Source organism: Hymenobacter metallicola (assembly GCF_004745645.1).
Classification (GTDB): Bacteria; Bacteroidota; Bacteroidia; order Cytophagales; family Hymenobacteraceae; genus Hymenobacter; species Hymenobacter metallicola.
The window spans coordinates 1,989,570-2,005,714 of sequence record NZ_SRMB01000001.1; the positions used below are offsets into that span (position 1 = coordinate 1,989,570).

General features: G+C 59.4%; 13 protein-coding genes. 4 read left to right on the forward strand and 9 right to left on the reverse strand.

The genetic code is table 11. The annotated features are described in order from the left end of the window. Positions 1–77: 77 nt before the first annotated feature. The 5 genes from E5K02_RS08410 to E5K02_RS08430 all read right to left on the reverse strand — a co-directional run bounded on the left by E5K02_RS08410 (position 78) and on the right by E5K02_RS08430 (position 5,484). Positions 78–1,916: a type VI secretion system baseplate subunit TssF gene (locus E5K02_RS08410; RefSeq protein WP_135393933.1), complete on the reverse strand. Its 1,839-nt coding sequence runs from the start codon at positions 1,914–1,916 to the stop codon at positions 78–80. 27 nt (positions 1,917–1,943) lie between these two features. Next, positions 1,944–2,369 (reverse strand): GPW/gp25 family protein, encoded by a 426-nt coding sequence (locus tag E5K02_RS08415; protein WP_135393935.1) that lies wholly within the window; start codon positions 2,367–2,369, stop codon positions 1,944–1,946. A 46-nt stretch (positions 2,370–2,415) separates the two neighbouring features. Continuing rightward, positions 2,416–3,312: a hypothetical protein gene (locus E5K02_RS08420; RefSeq protein WP_135393937.1), complete on the reverse strand. Its 897-nt coding sequence runs from the start codon at positions 3,310–3,312 to the stop codon at positions 2,416–2,418. Positions 3,313–3,345: 33 nt separating this feature from the next. Beyond that, a complete protein-coding gene (locus E5K02_RS08425; protein ID WP_135393939.1) occupies positions 3,346–4,521 on the reverse strand; it encodes a hypothetical protein in 1,176 nt (391 codons plus the stop codon). Between the two features lie 117 nt (positions 4,522–4,638). After that, the gene (locus E5K02_RS08430; RefSeq protein ID WP_135393941.1) at positions 4,639–5,484 is read right to left on the reverse strand and encodes a TssN family type VI secretion system protein; all 846 of its coding nucleotides are present in this window, start codon (positions 5,482–5,484) and stop codon (positions 4,639–4,641) included. A 160-nt stretch (positions 5,485–5,644) separates the two neighbouring features. Between E5K02_RS08430 and E5K02_RS08435 the strand changes: the two genes are divergently transcribed. After that, positions 5,645–6,715, forward strand: a complete 1,071-nt coding sequence (locus tag E5K02_RS08435) for a type VI secretion system baseplate subunit TssG (RefSeq protein ID WP_135393943.1) — start codon at positions 5,645–5,647, stop codon at positions 6,713–6,715. A 262-nt stretch (positions 6,716–6,977) separates the two neighbouring features. Here E5K02_RS08435 and E5K02_RS08440 read toward each other — a convergent pair whose 3' ends face one another. Further along, complete coding sequence (locus E5K02_RS08440; RefSeq protein WP_135393945.1) at positions 6,978–7,322, reverse strand: hypothetical protein; 345 nt, start codon at positions 7,320–7,322, stop codon at positions 6,978–6,980. A 530-nt stretch (positions 7,323–7,852) separates the two neighbouring features. On the opposite strand from E5K02_RS08440, the gene E5K02_RS08445 reads away from it, so the two are divergent. Then, a complete protein-coding gene (locus tag E5K02_RS08445; RefSeq protein ID WP_135393947.1) occupies positions 7,853–8,068 on the forward strand; it encodes a hypothetical protein in 216 nt (71 codons plus the stop codon). A gap of 106 nt (positions 8,069–8,174) precedes the next feature. Further along, entirely contained in the window at positions 8,175–8,582 is a 408-nt protein-coding gene (locus E5K02_RS08450; protein ID WP_206025929.1) for a hypothetical protein, read from the forward strand. Between the two features lie 53 nt (positions 8,583–8,635). On the opposite strand, the gene E5K02_RS08455 is transcribed toward E5K02_RS08450, so the two are convergent. From E5K02_RS08455 to E5K02_RS08465, 3 genes are all read right to left on the reverse strand, one after another. Beyond that, positions 8,636–11,518: an MSEP-CTERM sorting domain-containing protein gene (locus E5K02_RS08455; protein WP_135393949.1), complete on the reverse strand. Its 2,883-nt coding sequence runs from the start codon at positions 11,516–11,518 to the stop codon at positions 8,636–8,638. 198 nt (positions 11,519–11,716) lie between these two features. Continuing rightward, positions 11,717–12,181 carry a hypothetical protein gene (locus E5K02_RS08460; protein WP_135393951.1) on the reverse strand — a complete coding sequence of 155 codons (465 nt, stop codon included), beginning with the start codon at positions 12,179–12,181 and terminating at the stop codon, positions 11,717–11,719. A gap of 141 nt (positions 12,182–12,322) precedes the next feature. Then, positions 12,323–14,617, reverse strand: a complete 2,295-nt coding sequence (locus tag E5K02_RS08465) for an aconitate hydratase (protein ID WP_135393953.1) — start codon at positions 14,615–14,617, stop codon at positions 12,323–12,325. A gap of 160 nt (positions 14,618–14,777) precedes the next feature. Here E5K02_RS08465 and E5K02_RS08470 point away from each other — a divergent pair, with 160 nt between their 5' ends. After that, entirely contained in the window at positions 14,778–16,088 is a 1,311-nt protein-coding gene (locus tag E5K02_RS08470; RefSeq protein ID WP_135393955.1) for a peroxiredoxin family protein, read from the forward strand. Positions 16,089–16,145 lie beyond the last annotated feature (57 nt).

Here is a 16,145-nt window from a genome sequence, read left to right on the forward strand (position 1 = left end):
CTTCGGTAGCGCCCACTAGAAAAGGCCAGCACCTAATGCTGGCCTTTTCCGTGTTATTCGCTTAAGCATAGAGCGTGCTACAGCGTCTTCACACTGACCTCGTAGGGCAGGTTCATAGCGGATTGACTGGCTAAGGTTACTTGCAGATCTTCCGCCGTTTGCTGCCATTCCGGGCCCGACAGCCGGCTGCTAGCTGCGGGCATCAGCGTGATGCGGATGCAGCGCACAAAACCAGCGGCGGGCGTGGTCCCGTTGCGGAAGCCTTTCTCGACCTGCACTTGCTGGAGCTGACTGCCTAACTCGGCCCAGCAGGCCGCTTTGATGTCTTCTAGCGTTACGATGCGGTTACGGCTGAGCAGGTTCTTACGCAGGGCGTGCACCCGCTCTTCCGGTCGGGGGCGCTCCTGCCCCCCAAGGGTACTCGTCAGCAATTGCACCTCGTCCAGGTACTGCCCATCGTAGACCTGCAGGCGGCTGCCGGGGGCCAGGCGGTTGGCGGCGGCCCCGTCGCTCGACCAATATTCCAGGTACACGCTGTCGTTCACGTCGTGGGGGCGCAGTAGCACGTAGGGCGCCGTGGATTGGGCGACGCCATCGCGGCCCAGGCGTTCTTCCAAGCGGGCCAGGTTCTGGTTTAGCTCCCGCAGCGTAGAGGAAATAAAGTCGGTGCCGGTGGCCGAGAAAGCCCGGCTTTCGTCGCGTAGCAGCTCCAGCAGTTCACCCAGCGCCTGTTTGCCCGTGCGGGCATCAAAGCGCCCCACCCCGTGGGAGCGGAGCGTGTAGGTATCGGTTTCCGAATCTTTGAGTCCGGTGAGAGCGGTGGAACGGTACACCACATTGCTCAGACTATATACCTCGCGCATGGCCAGAAACGGCTCCTCCGAATCCAGGGGAAAGATATTCAGAGCCTGCTGCAGACGAAACAGGCGCTTGTGGAGCCGGCGGTTCAGCACCGGAAAGCAGTTGATGCCGCAGAGCAGATTGGTCAGGGCTTCGGGCGGCAGCGCGTGCGAGAAGCGTATCTCCAGCCAGACGAGCGGTTGGGTGAGTTGCTCCAGAGCCGCGGCCGGCAGCTGCGCCTTTAGCGCGGCCGGGTAGGGCTGCGGTACGTAGGAAGTTAGCGCGGTGGCCGCGCCGGGCTGCAGGCGCACAAAGCGCGGGGCATACACGGCCCGCACGTGTTGCTCGACGCGCTGCAGAAAGTCGTACTCCTGGTGCAAGAAGGGCGTGGCTTGGTCCTCATCCTCGAGGCCGGGGGCCACGGGCAGCAGCGCGTCGCCCAGCCGCCACGACTCCCCGGGCAGAAACGATGCGTAGATGTTGCGCTGGGGCTCATTGGCCCAGTCCAGATAGAAGCTCAGCTGCCCCAGCGAGGTTACTTCCGGATGCAGCTCCAGGCCAATCCAGATGCGGCGGTGCTCGGTGGGCATGGGCAGGGCGGCCTGGGCAATAACCCGCTTTTGCAGGCTGGTTTCCAGCTGCCAGAGGGTAGTATCGGTAGCCAGGTAACGCACCCGCCCGTGGGTGAGGCTGGTAGGTTGGAGCGGCGAGAAAAAGACGGGCTGGGTAGTCACCTGACGACCGGCTGCGGGGCGCTGGTACACAAACTGCGCATCCGAAGGCAGCAACGCCTGGGGCTCGCGCGGCATTGCCTGGGCAATGGCGTGGGCCGGGCGCGGCGCATCGACCACGTCGGGGTTGAGCAGGCTGGCCAGCCGGTCGACGAGGCGGTGCTGGGTGCTCTGAATTTCCTGCCCGATTTTTTCCAGCTCCACGGCGCAGGCTTCCATCAGCATCTGCACCAGCGGGTCGAACCCCTCCATTTCTGCTTCGCTGTACCCCCAAAGCTCGGCAGCTTTGTGGGTCAGACGGGTTTTAATGGCCGTTTTGGTAAAATCGTCGGGCTGAGGCGTCATGCGGGCACAGGTAAAAGATACGCGGAATTAACTAACGGATAAGGGCGCTACGAATAAGCTGGCGCGAAAGCCAAACGGCTCGTTGGTGCGGTGCAGCACGGCCTTGACGGTTACCTCCAGCCGCTTCCGGATGCGCTGATTGACACCTTTCATTTCAAAATCATCGACGCCGACCACTACCTTCACCTGCTCCAGTCGCGGTTCGTGGGTTCGAATCGTTTCTTCCACCGACCGTTGCACCGCGTCCTTCCAGCGCATGTTGGTCATGGCCTCGAAGTCCTGCTCCCAGACCAGGCACCCAAACGTGGGGTCGAAGCGCGACTCGCCGAAGTAAGTGGTCAGCATCAGGTACAGGTGCTGGGCAATCGACTCCTCTTCCGAGCAGCGGGGCAGGCTGCGACGCTGCAGTAGCGCTTCAAAGTCCAGGGGAATACGGTAGTACTCGTCGCTCATAACACGTGGGGCAGCTGCCTTAGCACCGGGCACTACAGGGCCGGGCTTAGTTAAAAATGCCTTTTTTCAACTCCTGGTCGACTACTTCTATCATCTTTTCCACCGTCTCCTTCATGTCGCCGGAGCTGGGGTTCTGCAGAATCTGCAGGTAGTTTTTACGGGCCTGCTCCAGCATTTCCTTGCGGCGCTTTCCACCGGCCCCGGCCGCGCGCAGGCGCAGACAGTCAGCATTGGCAAAGGTTACTTTATCTTCCAGCAGGCTTACCTGCTGCTGGGCATCCAGCAGATTACGCTGCAGCTCGGCCGCGCGGGCACTGCTGTTGCCCCCGCCCCCGCCGCTCCCGCCGCCTCCGCCCATGCCGCCGCCCGCAGGCATAGGCGCGGGCCGGTTGGCCGCCGCTGCTTGGTAGGTGGCCAGCAGTTGCTTGGTTTGGGCCAGCTCAGCGGCCAGGGCTTCCTTGCCCGACACGTCGATGCCCCGCTTGTCGAGCGACTGGCGCAAGAAGTCGATGGTGCTGCGGTTGTTGCGGAACAGGTCGAAGTCGCGCAGCACGTTCTGGGCAATGCGCTTGTTGGCCACCATCTGCATCTTGGCCGAGTCGCGGCGCAGCTCGTTGAGCGACAAAGCAATGGAATTCAGGTAGTCCTGGGTGCGCTTGTTCAGCTCGCCCATTACCAGGTCGTTGCTTTCGGTGCGCAGCTGCCGGTCGGTGAAATCAATGCGCTGCAGGTGCTTGGTTAGCGTATCCATCTGGGTCAGCAGGCGGCGCTGCTCATCTTTGGTCAGCTCCAATTCCCGCTTGAGCCGGGCATTTTCATCCGCTACGGTGCCGTCGGAAAAGAGGAAGTAGGAAGCGGCCACCGGAATGACCAACGCCAGCAGATACAGCAAGGTAAATTTCCACAGGCGGGTGTTGCGTTCAGCTTGGTTGAGGGGCTTCATGAAAGAACGAGGAAGGTCGGAAAGGAAACGGGGCTAGAAGGGGTTCCAGCGAGTGGCGGGCTTTTCGGGAGCCGCCGAGGCAGCCACCGGGTTTTCGTTGATGAAAGTCTTCCAGCCCTCCTTGTTTTTGCCAATGTACTCGAGCTGGCTGAGCTGCCGGAAAATGGTGGCGACCAGCTGCCAGAGCCCATAGTACTGCTGCAAACTGTCGTGGACCCGCAGCGGCTCGTAACGGGCCGTTACCGCCTCATTAAGGGCATTGAGTAGGGTGGCGGGCAGAATCTCAGACCATTGCTCAAAGTACTTGAGTAACTCTTCCCGTTCCGCCTCGGTCAGGCAATACAAGCTGGTTCTGAACTGCTTGGCCAAACGCATCAAGGCTCCTTGCAGCACGACGGGCGGCTGCTCGGCGGCCGTAAAGGCCAAGCCCGGCAGCTCCTGGGCCAGAGCCGTTACCAGACGCTCGGCTACCAGATGCACCAGTTCACTAAGGTTGTTTTTCTTGTCAACCCGCATCCGCACCTTCTGAATAACCCGGAAGGCTTCGGTCTCGATTTCCTGGAGCAGGTGCTCGGTCTGGTGCAGCCACTTAAGCAGGGCCGGATGGCTCACCAGGGCCATACTGGGCGGAATAAACTGGGCCACGGGCCGCAGGGCACCCTCGGCATGCACCAGCTCGCCCACCACCAGGTGAAAGGAACTGACCTGGGTGGAAGTAAGCTGCAGGGCCGGCACCACGCTGAGCTGGTATTCGGGGGTAGTATAGGGGTGGCGGGGCGGAATTTCCTCAGGAGCGGGAGCCCCGGCCGGAATGCGCACATACGGATTGACGGACACAACCACGTGAAACCGTAGCTGCTCCGTAGCCGTCAGGTTAAAATCACTCAGCAGCTGGGCCAAGCTAGTACGGTAGGTCAGCGGCTCGCTGCCCCCCGTAATTTCGATCCGGGCGCCGCCCGCCGTCACGGCCCGGCAATTAGTCAGGCGGGCCGTAACGGCTTGCTGATGATCGACGCTGAGCAGCAACTCAAAGGAGGACAGCCCCTGCGGATCAGCGGGCAGCAAGCCGTAACGATGTGCAGTCAGGCTCAGGGCCGTAGCATCGCGCAGATGTTCGGTAGTAAATTGCTCAAGCTCGGTAAAATGCCGACGCGAAATTTTCATTCCGTCGACCCAGTTTACGGGGTAGTGCTTGATTTCGGGCAGCATAATAATCAGTGAGAAAAGGGAAAGCCAATAACAGAATAGCTATTGCCAGATACTTGGCGGCTGCAAATTAGGTAAGCTCCACCAGATTATCGGGCCGACGCCCCACCAAAGCAGCTCTTATTTGGGGCCGGCGACGCGTTTGGCAACAATAATATTTCCTTGTTTTATGAAATTATCCCGGAATGTGTAGTCCGGATCGTAGTAGCGCCGACGCTTCCACCAGGGCTGTTTGGCGTAAAAGATCCAGCCGTAGGGCTGCCCATTGTCGTCCAGATACTGAATGGCCTGCTCGGGCTTGATGACGTTGTAGTCAGTCAGGAAAATATGAAATAAGTCGCTGAAGCGCATTTCGTAGGGCGCCTTCGACGAAAAGTCGTGAAACAGCGACTCCCCGTAGCGCCGCGACATCCAAAAGTGCACAACCATAAAGTTGCTCAGATCCATGCGCGACAAGTCGGGGCCGGAAGAGTTGGGATGGTAGTACCAAAGCTTGTACTGCTTCTCGGGTACGTGGCGCCAGGCTTGGAAAGCGGCATAAAAAAAATAGGGCACCGCTACCGGAATAGAGGCCGTCACGAAGGCGAGCGAAGGCGTGGCCGGCGCAAACCAGGGTATCCAGCTCGACACGGCCAAGCCCAGGCAGGCGGCCATCCAGGTGAGTAGCGTCATGATGGAGCCGTGCAGCGCGTCTTGCTCGTCATACCAGGGCAGCCAGCGGGGCAGGGCATTGATATTGAGCACTCCCAGGAACAGAGCTACCAGCTGAACCAGGAAAAAAGTAAGTTTGTAGGACAATGGGCTGTAGGCGGCCCCTAGCCCTACTACTGCAAACACCGTTACAACGGCCAGCAAGTACAACACCGTACTGATGATGGTCGGGTTGCGCTGCACACTGGAGCGGGCATTCGACAAGGCATTGGAAACGCCGCTACGCGCCTGCGCCTGCGGATTGGGAGTAAGCATATATCAGCAATATTTGTTGGGCGGTGGCCGACATGGCCCCAAACCCAACGAGGAGTAATAAGGTAAGCGCACTTTGAGGAGCCGGTAGCAGAGCCGTAACGGCCGCTGCACACACCGAATCCGGTTATAAACGGGTGTAAGTTGTCAGAAAAAATATAGTATGCCAAAATTCAGCGTTGAACAGCCCGCCCCGGAAGTTTCCGCTCGCCCCCGCGTAGGCAGCTCTACCAACGGAAGTGCTAACGTGGTAAGCCCAGGTACTGGCCCAGCCCCTTCGGCCTTGCAGCAGCTGTTTGCTCAGCTGCGCCGCCAGCCCATGGATCTACGCCTGGAGGTAGTACTGGCCGATTTACTGGCCCACGGCTACGAGTTCGACGACTTTGTTATTCGGCCCGTTAGTTTGTTTGCCCGCCGCTACCGCCGCGACCTGGGCACCACAACGGAGGAGCAGACCAACCGCTGGAGCACGCCCAAAACCACGATTGATGTGCACCGGGAAGGCCTCTACGATGCCCTGCCCCAGGAGCTGTTTCACCACCCGACCGACCCCACGCCCCGCCCCGGTATCCGCCCCATGGTCGAGGAAATTCAAACGCAGCGGCGCAAGGAAAAAGCCGCCCGCCGGTTTTTTCTGCCCTTCGAGCAGGAGTTCTACCGGTTCCGGGTGCTGCTCGAGCAGGAGGAGCGGCGTTACATGACCAACCTCTCGGCGCAGTGGTACAACGAGGTGCTAGCCCGGTTCTGGGACTTGGAGGGGCAATTGCCGGGTCGACAGGTGACTACCCTGCTGTACCTGCTGCCGCTGGCTCACCGTATCACCGGCGACCTGCACCTAACCCAGCTCTGCTTCGAGAGCGTGCTGGAAGTGCCCGTGACCTTGCGCACTATTGCCCCGCTACGTTTCCCCACTCCGGCGGCGGCTTCCGCTTCGGGCGGTGGACTAAGCCTAGGCAACCTGGAACTAGGCCGCGACTTCGTACTGGGCGGCTGGTACCAGGAAACCTTGCCCGCCCTGGAAATCAGCCTCGGCGACTTGTCGGCCACTACCTTGGAAGCTTACTTGTCGGATACCTGGCAGGCCCGGGCACTGAAGCTGCTGTGTCAGTACTTTATAGCTTTCGAAACCGACGTGGTCCTGCGCTACGAGGTGGCCCAGGAAACCCCGGAATTTGTGCTGGGCGGTGAAGAAAATGAAGCGCCGGTGCTGGGCTATACTACGGCCGGCCTGTAGCACTTCGCTCGTACCAGGCTGCCGTTGTGAGTAAGCCGCCAACACCAGCCCAACTAACGAACTGGAGGAAACCGCGCCCCTTTACCCGATAATTAGCCCAACTAAGAGCCGTTCGGCTACAGGGCCTACAGCAAGGAGCTATCCAGAGCTCAGGTCCTCTCTTTGGCGGCCCTTCGTGCTGGGCCAGCCCAAACTTATACGACAAAAAGCCGCTTCCCCTTGCGGGAGAAGCGGCTTTCAAGGGCGAAAAGTAACTGAGCTTTTATAAAGCCAACGCCAGCCATTCCTCATCGGTAAGACCGTAGTCGGCTGGATTGGCGCGCAGCAGTTGATGCCGGTCGAGCAGTTCGGCCACTGGGCGCGGCACCACGAGGAAGTGGCGCGCCATGTTTTCCAAGGCCTTACGGCCGCGTCGGATCCAGAAAGTGCCCCGGGCCGGGTGAACCTGCACGGTGGGGTCAACAGCCAGGGCCGCTTGCAGCCACTCATCGGCGGGGGCTACAACCGTATTTTGGCCGCCGCCCAGCTCCTGGCGCAAAAAGTGAACAAAGCGGTTTTGCAAAGCCGCGGGCAGGGAAGAGAACAGGCAAGGTGCGGTGGAGTGCATAACGGAGCAGACAATCAGGAGGTAGGACACTATCCGATACGGATGGTAGCCGTTATGGATGCGGTAAGATGGCGAGAATCTACATAGAAATTCCTAGAATTTAGGCCCAGGCCCCGGTAAGCGCCGGGAGCCTACACTTGGCAGTATCCAGGACAGCTATCGGCAGACCGCCCCTGGATACTGGACTCACTCACGGCTGCAGGGATAAGGCGGACTTGTCTAATGCGCCTAGCACCTCTGCCTTCTATTAAAGCTCTGTTTTCAACTAAGCTGACAGCAGCACCACTAGGCTCCTGATCAAAGCTAATCTAATTAGTAGCCAGGGACAGTACTCCTGCAAAAAAGTTCCCTAGACTCGGTAGACAGCCTACTATTTTTTTGAGTTTAATATCTTTTTAATCCTATCAACAAGCGCGTATTGAGCATAAATACTTGCTTTTTTTCTACCTAATATTTTTAGCTTAAAAATAATATCCTTATTTTTGTATATGCGCAGAACGAAGAAGACTAACCTTCCTTTTCCTCTCCCCATGCAGCAGTACGCCCGCTGCATTGATGCCACGAGCCGGCCCGCTGACCACATCGGGGACTGGCCCCAAACGGGCGCCATATATCCGGTTCAGTACCGCCCTAATGCTCGCACCGGCCAGCTACAGGTGCACGTCCTGGGCTTCTACGCCGAGCGTCCCTACGGGGCCTTCAACTGGCAGCGGTTTGAGCCCGTGGCCCAGCTTTGGCTAAATTAACCAGCTATCCGGCGGACATCCTCCACAAGCCACCCAGTTTGGGTGGCTTTTTTATTGCCCCAGCAGGATGACTGTTACTTTTGCGTGGTCTGCCTATCCTTCCGTTATGAGCCAGCCTACCGATTCTGACTTACTGTATAGCATCCCGGCCCCCTACCGCCGCATGGAAAACATGCACATTCTGTTCTGGCTGCTTAAAGACATTGGCTGGTGCATGATTTGGAAGCCCTTGGGCATCACCATGATTTTCCCAACGCTTTTCATTGCCATGCTCATCACCTGGCGAACCCGCGACATTAAGGCCGAACTGGCGCACAACTTGGCCATTGTATTCTGGATTTCAGCCAACTCTTACTGGATGATTAGCGAGTTTGCGGGTTTCGACACCGTTCGGGTGTGGGGAAGCCTCACGGGCAAGCACTTGGCCCTGCTCCCGTTTCTTACCGGCCTGCTGATTTTGCTGTATTACTACCTGGTGCAAAAGCCCCGGGAAAAGCAGACGGCAGCAGCCTAGCAAGGGCAGCCGGAGATTCTCTGGCTGCCCTTGCCAGGTGCGCGGCAGCAGAACTACTTGCCCCTAGCCTGCTTCCGACGGCGCAACCCCCGCACTCCCAGTCCTACCCCGGCGGCCAACAGCAGCGAAACCCCGCCATCAATTGGCACTTCGGTTACCGTATCCTGGCTCGACTCATCCACATCCAATGCCGCATTGGCATTCAGCACCTGCTGCTGCTTGCGGGCCAGGGCAGCTTTCTGCGCCTCGTTTTCCAGGGCCAGATAAGCCGTAAAAGGAGTCATAATACCGGCGCGGAAACTGGCTTGCACGAAGGGCACCCGCTGCTGGTCGGTGGCCTCGGGGTGGAAGGCTTGCCACTGCTGATAGCCGTGCAGCAGCAGGCCGGTTTGCCAGCGGCTATTGGCCGAGGTAGGTTGGGGCAGGCCAATCTTAGCGTCATTCACCACAATATCAGCCCGCTCGTTATTGGGTAAGTAGGCCCGCGGCTGCGCCGCATCGGGCCAGGCCCGTACTGGCTGCGGGGTGCCAGGTGCCGGGGCATCAGGCCACACGGCCTGGCTGTTGGTTCGTAAGGAGTGGGCGGCCAAGCGGCCATCGGAGGCCAGAACGTAGAACTGGTCACCCTCCGGATACGCGCTGCTTAACTCGGCCAGGCCAGCACCCCATATGGCATTTTCCGGCTTATCGGTCACCACCACAATCACCGGGTACGTGGGGCCAGGGTGTTGCCGCACCTCGAAAAGCAGCTTGCGGAGCGCCCCTTCCAGGTAGAATCCACCCCTGCTTTCGTGCTGAGCCAGGGCCTGTTGCCAACTCGCACCTGTCGGTACAGGGGTGGTGTAGGCATCCACCAGGGTAAAGCGGGTCTGTTTATCAGCCGCCGGCAGCGCAAACTTGCTTTTGATACCTGCCGCATAAGTAGTGCGGTTGTCAACCTGCGCGGCAGATACGTCAAGCAGAAAATGATAATACGGCGTGCGGCGCACCAGGGGCAGCTGGGCTTTGGCCGCGGCACTGACCAGTACCACCTCCTGGTTGGCAGTTGCCGCCGCAGTTGCGCCCGACGACCCAGCCGGGCCGCCGAGCGTTACCTGCCGGCCGTCGATGGTCAGGGTTACCGGCTCCTTGTGCAGCAGCTGAATGCCCGTTGTCCGCGGAGCATCCCCTACCACCGGGTACACGCGCAGGCTCACGTGTTGGTCGTCGGTGTAGGCCAGCAGGCCGGGGTCGCGCACCTGCCGCTCATTCAGAATCTGGGCGTAGACCCAGGCGGCCGTTTTTTTCTCAGCCAGAATTCCGGGCTCCCGCCGCCCGTTCATATCCAGGTAGTAATTGCCCACCCAGCACCCCGTCGGGAGCTCCAGCAGCGTCGTGTACTCCCCGGCTTGCTGCGTAGTGTTGGCATTGGCCACTTTCAGATCGAGCCAGCTTACCCAGGCTTGCTGCTGGGCATCATAGGTGCTGCGCGAGGTCAGGCTGGTCAGAGCAGGTCGGGCCACCGCGGTACTGGTACTAGTAGTTGCTCCCGTGGCTGTAACGGTTACCTCGGAAAAGGCAGCCTTAAGCGGCGTGCCCAGGAAGAGCTGCTCTAGGTCGGCTATTTTCTGGTCCGACAGCGTCAGGTTGTCGAGCACCAGCCAATTGAAGTACGTCGCCAGGTAAGGCACGTGCTTACCTTGAAAAAAGTCGTCGGTACGCTCCTTGTGCTCGCGCACCGTTTGCAGGGTGCGGACCAGGGCCTGCTCGTCGAGGCTATAGCGCCGGCTGTAATCGGGGCTGTAGCGGTAGGCCAAGGCCTCGTGCAGCACCCAGCGGTTGTGCAGGTAGCGGCCCGTCATAACGAGGGGCAAGGTCAGAAAACCGGCCACCAGCCCCGCCCGCAGCCAGCGCCGGGGGTAAAACCGTTCCAGAAATTCCAGGTCAGCCCCCAGCTCCCGCACGTGTACCACCAGCAGCACCAGCGGGGTGAGCATCAGAAACCCGAGGCCAATAAGTAGCACGGCCAAAACAGAGAGCGGCAGAAAGGGCAGGAAAACGATGAAAAAGTAGAGCGTGTAGCCCAGCAGTACGCTTCGCCCCAGAAACACCAGCAGCCGCTGCCGCGGGTTATTCCCGTCGGGCACACTCAGCAGCAGGCCGTTGAGCACAGCCAGCGCATAAAACCAGGGGTCATTGAAGTTGCCAAAGACGCCGGTTTCGCCCCCCATGAGACGACCGAAAAACAAGCCGTTGTTGACCAGCAGCCCCAGCACGGGTAAAATCAGGGCAATAAGCAGCTTCCAAACCAAGTGAAACTCGGCATCTTCGCCCCGCTTCAGCCCCATAATGTAGGCTCCGCGCACCACGAAGAATAAAAAGCCAATTACGCCCGCCGCTAGTGTCACTGCAAACAAAGCCCCCCAAAACCACCCCTGATGCCCACTGTCAAAAGCCGAAAAGGGCACCAGCAGCAGAACGTACCAAGCCAAAGGCGCCACAAAAGCCAGCACAAAGTTAACGGCCGCCGTGGGCAGCCGCTCGGTCGGCGTCCAGTGCACCACCAGCGCAAACAAGGCGTGGGCCAGCGTCGGCATCAGTAAGGTAATGGTGTAGAGAAACGGCTCGGTGGGTATCATCCAGCGCGGTACGGCCCGCGGCACCAGCTCGGCATCATATCCCATGTACAGGAGCAGAAAAGCCGAGTAGGCTACCAGCGCCAGCACACTATACCCCACTCCTACCTCCCGACCCCGCCGTAGCTGCACTCCGGCGTAAGCCAGCGTGCCAATGCCCAGCCCGGCCAGCCCCAGGCCAAACCCCTGCCAGAGCTGCACACTGGCCGGAGGCAGCAAGCTTTGAATCACGCTGAACTCCCCGTAGCACAGCAGCACGAGCAGCACAACGGGCAGGGTATTGAGCAATAAAAGCCACTTCGGATTTAGCAGGTTGCGCATAGAGGTAACCACTCGGTTCGTTCTTCTTTCAATGGTCCAAACATATATCAAAGAACTTTGCAATACAAAGTATATTTTCAAAAGGACCTGATGCTGCCTGCAATCAAAACAGCCCGCCCGCTCCCAACGGCCATTTCTCACCTGTGAAATGGGCCGTTGGGAGCGGGCGGGCTGTCCGTGAATACGTAGGGTGTCGCCCTACTTTACCTCAATGTCTACTGCTACGCCCTCTTCGGCCGCCAGCTTGGGCACGAGGGCGTGGTAGGTAATATGGGGAGCTTCAGTGGTCATGCCCTGCGAAAAGGTGACCTGCAGCCGTGCTTGGTTCGTCGTGCAGTCGCGCTGGTATGTGTACGCAATACCGGCGTTGCCGCTGGCCAGCCCCTTTTTGCCGATTACCAAGTCGTAGGCGCTGAAGTCAATCAGTGGGTGGCAGGGACCCGACACCAGCCGGTCGAAATCGGCTTGGTTGCGAATGACAGTGTGGGTTTCCGACAGGTTGATGCTGAGTTGTCGGCGGGTATCCTGGCAGCCGTACTCACTCTCGAGGCTTTTCACGGCCACTGCCGTGTTGCTGCAGGGCTCCACGCCGCAGGTGGTGGCGCAGCTGTTCAGGGCCATTGCCGTTAGAAGTAGCCCCGCGGAGTAAACGAGTGGATTCATACAGAAAACATAGACAGTTGATAATACATGCTTTCCTGTCGGATACCGGCGTGATCTGAAAAGTTGCATTCGGGCCTGGCAGGCATCAAAAAAGGCCGCTCCCAGTCAGGAAGCGGCCTTTTTCTTAGAGATTATTCGGAATTACTTCTGCGACAACTGCGCCTCACCCGACTCTTTCAGGCGGATCAGGTTCAGGGCCGAGCCAGCTTTGAACCACTCAATCTGACCCTGGTTGTAGGTGTGGTTCAGATAGATCAGGTCGGTGTCGCCGTCGGTGTGGTGCAGACGGGCCTGCAGGGGCTGACCGGGCGCAAACGAAGTCAGACCGATGATGTCGATGGTGTCGCCTTCCTCGATCAGGTCGTAATCAGCCTTGTTGGCAAACGTCAGCGCCAGCATACCCTGCTTTTTCAGGTTGGTTTCGTGGATACGAGCAAAGCTCTTCACGATAACGGCCCGAACGCCCAGGTGGCGGGGTTCCATGGCGGCATGCTCCCGCGAGGAGCCTTCGCCGTAGTTTTCGTCACCCACGACTACCGTGCCGATACCCATCGACTTGTAGTTACGGGCTACCTGCGGCACCGTGTTGTACGAATCACCCTGCGACACGAAGTCCCGAACCTTGTTGGCTTCACCGTTGAAAGCGTTGGTAGCGCCGATGAGCATGTTGTTCGAGATGTTGTCGAGGTGGCCGCGGTATTTCAGCCAGGGGCCGGCCATCGAAATGTGGTCGGTGGTGCACTTGCCCTGGGCTTTAATCAGCAGACGCAAGCCCATCAGGTCGGTACCTTCCCAGGGCTTGAAGGCCTCGAGCAGCTCCAGACGGTCGGAAGCGGGGTCAACCAGTACCTGCACGCCCGAGCCATCGGCGGCGGGAGCCTGGTAGCCGGCATCTTCCACGGCGTAGCCCTGGGGCGGCATTTCCACCCCGCGAGGCTCGTCGAGCTTCACTTGCTGCCCATCTTTGGTAGTCAGCGTGTCAACGAGGGGGTTGAAGGTCAAGTCACCGGCAATGGCGAAGGCCGTTACGATTTCGGGCGAGGCCACGAAAGCGTGGGTGTTCGGGTTGCCGTCGTTGCGCTTGGCGAAGTTGCGGTTGAACGAGGTGATAATCGAGTTGCGGCGCTTGGGGTCGTCGGTGTGGCGGGCCCACTGGCCGATGCACGGACCGCAGGCGTTGGCCAGCACCACGCCGCCCATCTGGGCGAAGGTGTCGAGCAGACCGTCGCGCTCCACGGTGTAGCGCACCAGCTCCGAGCCGGGCGTTACGGTGAACTCAGCATTTACGGTCAGGCCTTTGGTTACAGCTTGCTCGGCAATGGAAGCCGCGCGGGTGATGTCCTCGTACGAGGAGTTCGTGCACGAGCCAATCAGACCTACTTCCAGCTTCTCGGGCCAGCCATGCTCGCGCACGGCGGCAGCGAACTGCGAAATGGGCCAAGCGGCGTCCGGCGTGAACGGACCGTTCACGTGGGGCTCCAGCTCGGAGAGGTTGATTTCGATCAGCTGATCGTAGTAAGCTTCGGGGTTGGCATACACTTCGTCGTCGGCGCGCAGGTGCTCCCGTACGCCGTTGGCCAGATCGGCTACCTGAGCCCGCTCGGTGCCGCGCAGGTACTCAGCCATCTTCTCATCATAGCTGAATACCGAAGTCGTAGCCCCGATTTCCGCGCCCATGTTGCAGATGGTAGCTTTGCCGGTAGCCGACATATTTTCGGCACCTTCGCCGAAGTATTCAACGATAGCGCCGGTGCCGCCTTTTACGGTCAGGATACCGGCTACTTTCAGGATTACGTCTTTGGGAGCCGTCCAGCCGTTGAGCTTGCCGGTCAGCTTCACGCCGATAACCTTGGGAAACTTCAGCTCCCAGGCCATGCCCGCCATTACGTCCACGGCGTCAGCGCCACCGACGCCGATGGCGACCATGCCCAGACCGCCGGCGTTGGGCGTGTGGGAGTCGGTGCCGATCATCATGCCGCCGGGGAAGGCGTAGTTTTCGAGCACCACCTGGTGAATAATACCGGCGCCGGGCTTCCAGAAGCCGATGCCGTACTTATTGGAAACCGAAGCCAGGAAGTCATATACTTCGCGGTTTTCGTCGTTGGCCACGGCCAAGTCCTCATTGGCACCATCGCGGGCCTGGATGAGGTGGTCGCAGTGCACGGTGCTGGGCACGGCCGCCTGGGCCTTGCCGGCTTGCATAAACTGCAGCAGCGCCATCTGGGCGGTGGCGTCCTGCATTGCGACACGGTCGGGGGCAAAATCGACGTAGGAAACGCCCCGCTCGAAAGCCTGAGACACGGTACCGCCATACAAGTGCGAATACAGGATTTTCTCGGTCAGCGTGAGCGGGCGGCCAACAGCGGTGCGAGCAGCTTCAATCCGCTGGCCCATACCGGCATACACGGCCTGAATCATTTCTAAGTCAAACGCCATAGTCAGGAAGGAAAAAAGTGAAATAGGTAAGGCTCCGAAGAGCAGGTACGCAAATATAGGCGGCAGTCGTTGCGCTACCCAAAATTTATCTTAGCCGCCTATCTTTAAAACCAAGTCGGCCCGTTGGTAGTTTTGGGCCGAATTCCTTTTTCTACTTTCTATGTCCCTTCCTATTTCTTTTCGCGCTGCCGCCGCCAGTTTTAGCCTCGCTTTAGCATTGGGTGCTTGCCAGTCCAATTCGAAACCTGAAGCAGCGGACGGCGCCGGCTCGGCTGCCGCTGGTGCTGGTGCGGCGGCCCTCTCCGACGGGACTTGGCGGGGTGTGCTGACGGCCCAGGGCCAGGAAATCCCCTTTCTGTTCGACGTAGCCCAGACCGGCGGCAAACCCACCGTGACGCTACGTAACGGCGAGGAGCGCCTCACGCTCGACGAAATCACTACGGCCGGCGACTCGACAACTATCCGGCTGGGCGTATTTGACGCGGCCCTGGTGGTGCGGGCCGATGGGGCCGATAAACTGAAAGGCGCCTGGGTAAAATACGACGCCAAGGAACCCTACCGGGTAACTTTCCGGGCCACCAAAGGCGCCGAGCCCCTGTTCCCGGTGATGGCCGACCGCAAAATCCTGTCCTTTGACGGCACCTGGAAAGTGACCTTCAAAGGAGACGACGGGGAAACCTACCCGGCCGTGGGTGTTTTCAAGCAGGACGGGCAGAATATCACCGGTACTTTCCTGACCAGCACCGGCGACTACCGTTACCTGGCCGGCCAAGTGGACGGCAACGAGTTGAAGCTCTCCACCTTTGACGGCAGCCACGGCTTTCTGTTCACGGGCAAAAATCCCAACGAGACGGATACCAATGCCACGTCCATCAGCGGCCACTTCTACTCCGGCAAAAGCGGCCACGAAACCTGGACGGCCGTGAAAGACCCCAACGCCAAGCTGCCCGACGCCAACTCGCTAACCGGCATGAAGCCCGGCCAGAAAAAGCTCGACTTCAAATTTCCCAGCATCTATGAGGGCGGCAGCATCTCCCCGGCCGACCCCAAGTACAAAGGCAAAGTGGTTATCATCCAGATTCTGGGTTCGTGGTGCCCCAACTGCATGGACGAAACCAACTTCCTGGCCCCTTGGTACGAAAAGAACAAGAGCCGCGGGGTGGAAATTATCGGCCTGGGCTACGAGCGGACACCCGACCAAACCCTGGCCTCGCAGAAGCTGCTCAAGATGAAGCAGCGCATGAACGTGGGCTACGACCTGGCCGTGGCCGGCATTGCCGACAAGGACGCCGCCGCCAAGTCGCTGCCGCAGCTGCAGAGCGTACTAGCCTTCCCTACCACGATTTTCCTGGATAAGAAAGGGGAAGTGCGCAAGATTCACACGGGCTTCTCCGGCCCCGGCACCGGCAAGTACTACCAGGAAGAAATTGCCGACTTCAACAAGACGGTGGATATGCTGCTGAAGGAGTAGTTTTCTGATGTGGAGAATGTGCTAATGCTTTTTCCCCGTGTCATTGCGAGGCTGAAG

What these genes read in the sequence shown, in the direction of transcription:
- E5K02_RS08410 (WP_135393933.1), bottom strand. Translation starts at nt 1,916, where the DNA reads ATGACGCCTCAGCCCGACGATTTTACCAAAACGGCCATTAAAACCCGT.
- E5K02_RS08415 (WP_135393935.1), bottom strand. Translation starts at nt 2,369, where the DNA reads ATGAGCGACGAGTACTACCGTATTCCCCTGGACTTTGAAGCGCTACTG.
- E5K02_RS08420 (WP_135393937.1), bottom strand. Translation starts at nt 3,312, where the DNA reads ATGAAGCCCCTCAACCAAGCTGAACGCAACACCCGCCTGTGGAAATTT.
- E5K02_RS08425 (WP_135393939.1), bottom strand. Translation starts at nt 4,521, where the DNA reads ATGCTGCCCGAAATCAAGCACTACCCCGTAAACTGGGTCGACGGAATG.
- E5K02_RS08430 (WP_135393941.1), bottom strand. Translation starts at nt 5,484, where the DNA reads ATGCTTACTCCCAATCCGCAGGCGCAGGCGCGTAGCGGCGTTTCCAAT.
- E5K02_RS08435 (WP_135393943.1), top strand. Translation starts at nt 5,645, where the DNA reads ATGCCAAAATTCAGCGTTGAACAGCCCGCCCCGGAAGTTTCCGCTCGC.
- E5K02_RS08440 (WP_135393945.1), bottom strand. Translation starts at nt 7,322, where the DNA reads ATGCACTCCACCGCACCTTGCCTGTTCTCTTCCCTGCCCGCGGCTTTG.
- E5K02_RS08445 (WP_135393947.1), top strand. Translation starts at nt 7,853, where the DNA reads ATGCAGCAGTACGCCCGCTGCATTGATGCCACGAGCCGGCCCGCTGAC.
- E5K02_RS08450 (WP_206025929.1), top strand. Translation starts at nt 8,175, where the DNA reads ATGAGCCAGCCTACCGATTCTGACTTACTGTATAGCATCCCGGCCCCC.
- E5K02_RS08455 (WP_135393949.1), bottom strand. Translation starts at nt 11,518, where the DNA reads ATGCGCAACCTGCTAAATCCGAAGTGGCTTTTATTGCTCAATACCCTG.
- E5K02_RS08460 (WP_135393951.1), bottom strand. Translation starts at nt 12,181, where the DNA reads ATGAATCCACTCGTTTACTCCGCGGGGCTACTTCTAACGGCAATGGCC.
- E5K02_RS08465 (WP_135393953.1), bottom strand. Translation starts at nt 14,617, where the DNA reads ATGGCGTTTGACTTAGAAATGATTCAGGCCGTGTATGCCGGTATGGGC.
- E5K02_RS08470 (WP_135393955.1), top strand. Translation starts at nt 14,778, where the DNA reads ATGTCCCTTCCTATTTCTTTTCGCGCTGCCGCCGCCAGTTTTAGCCTC.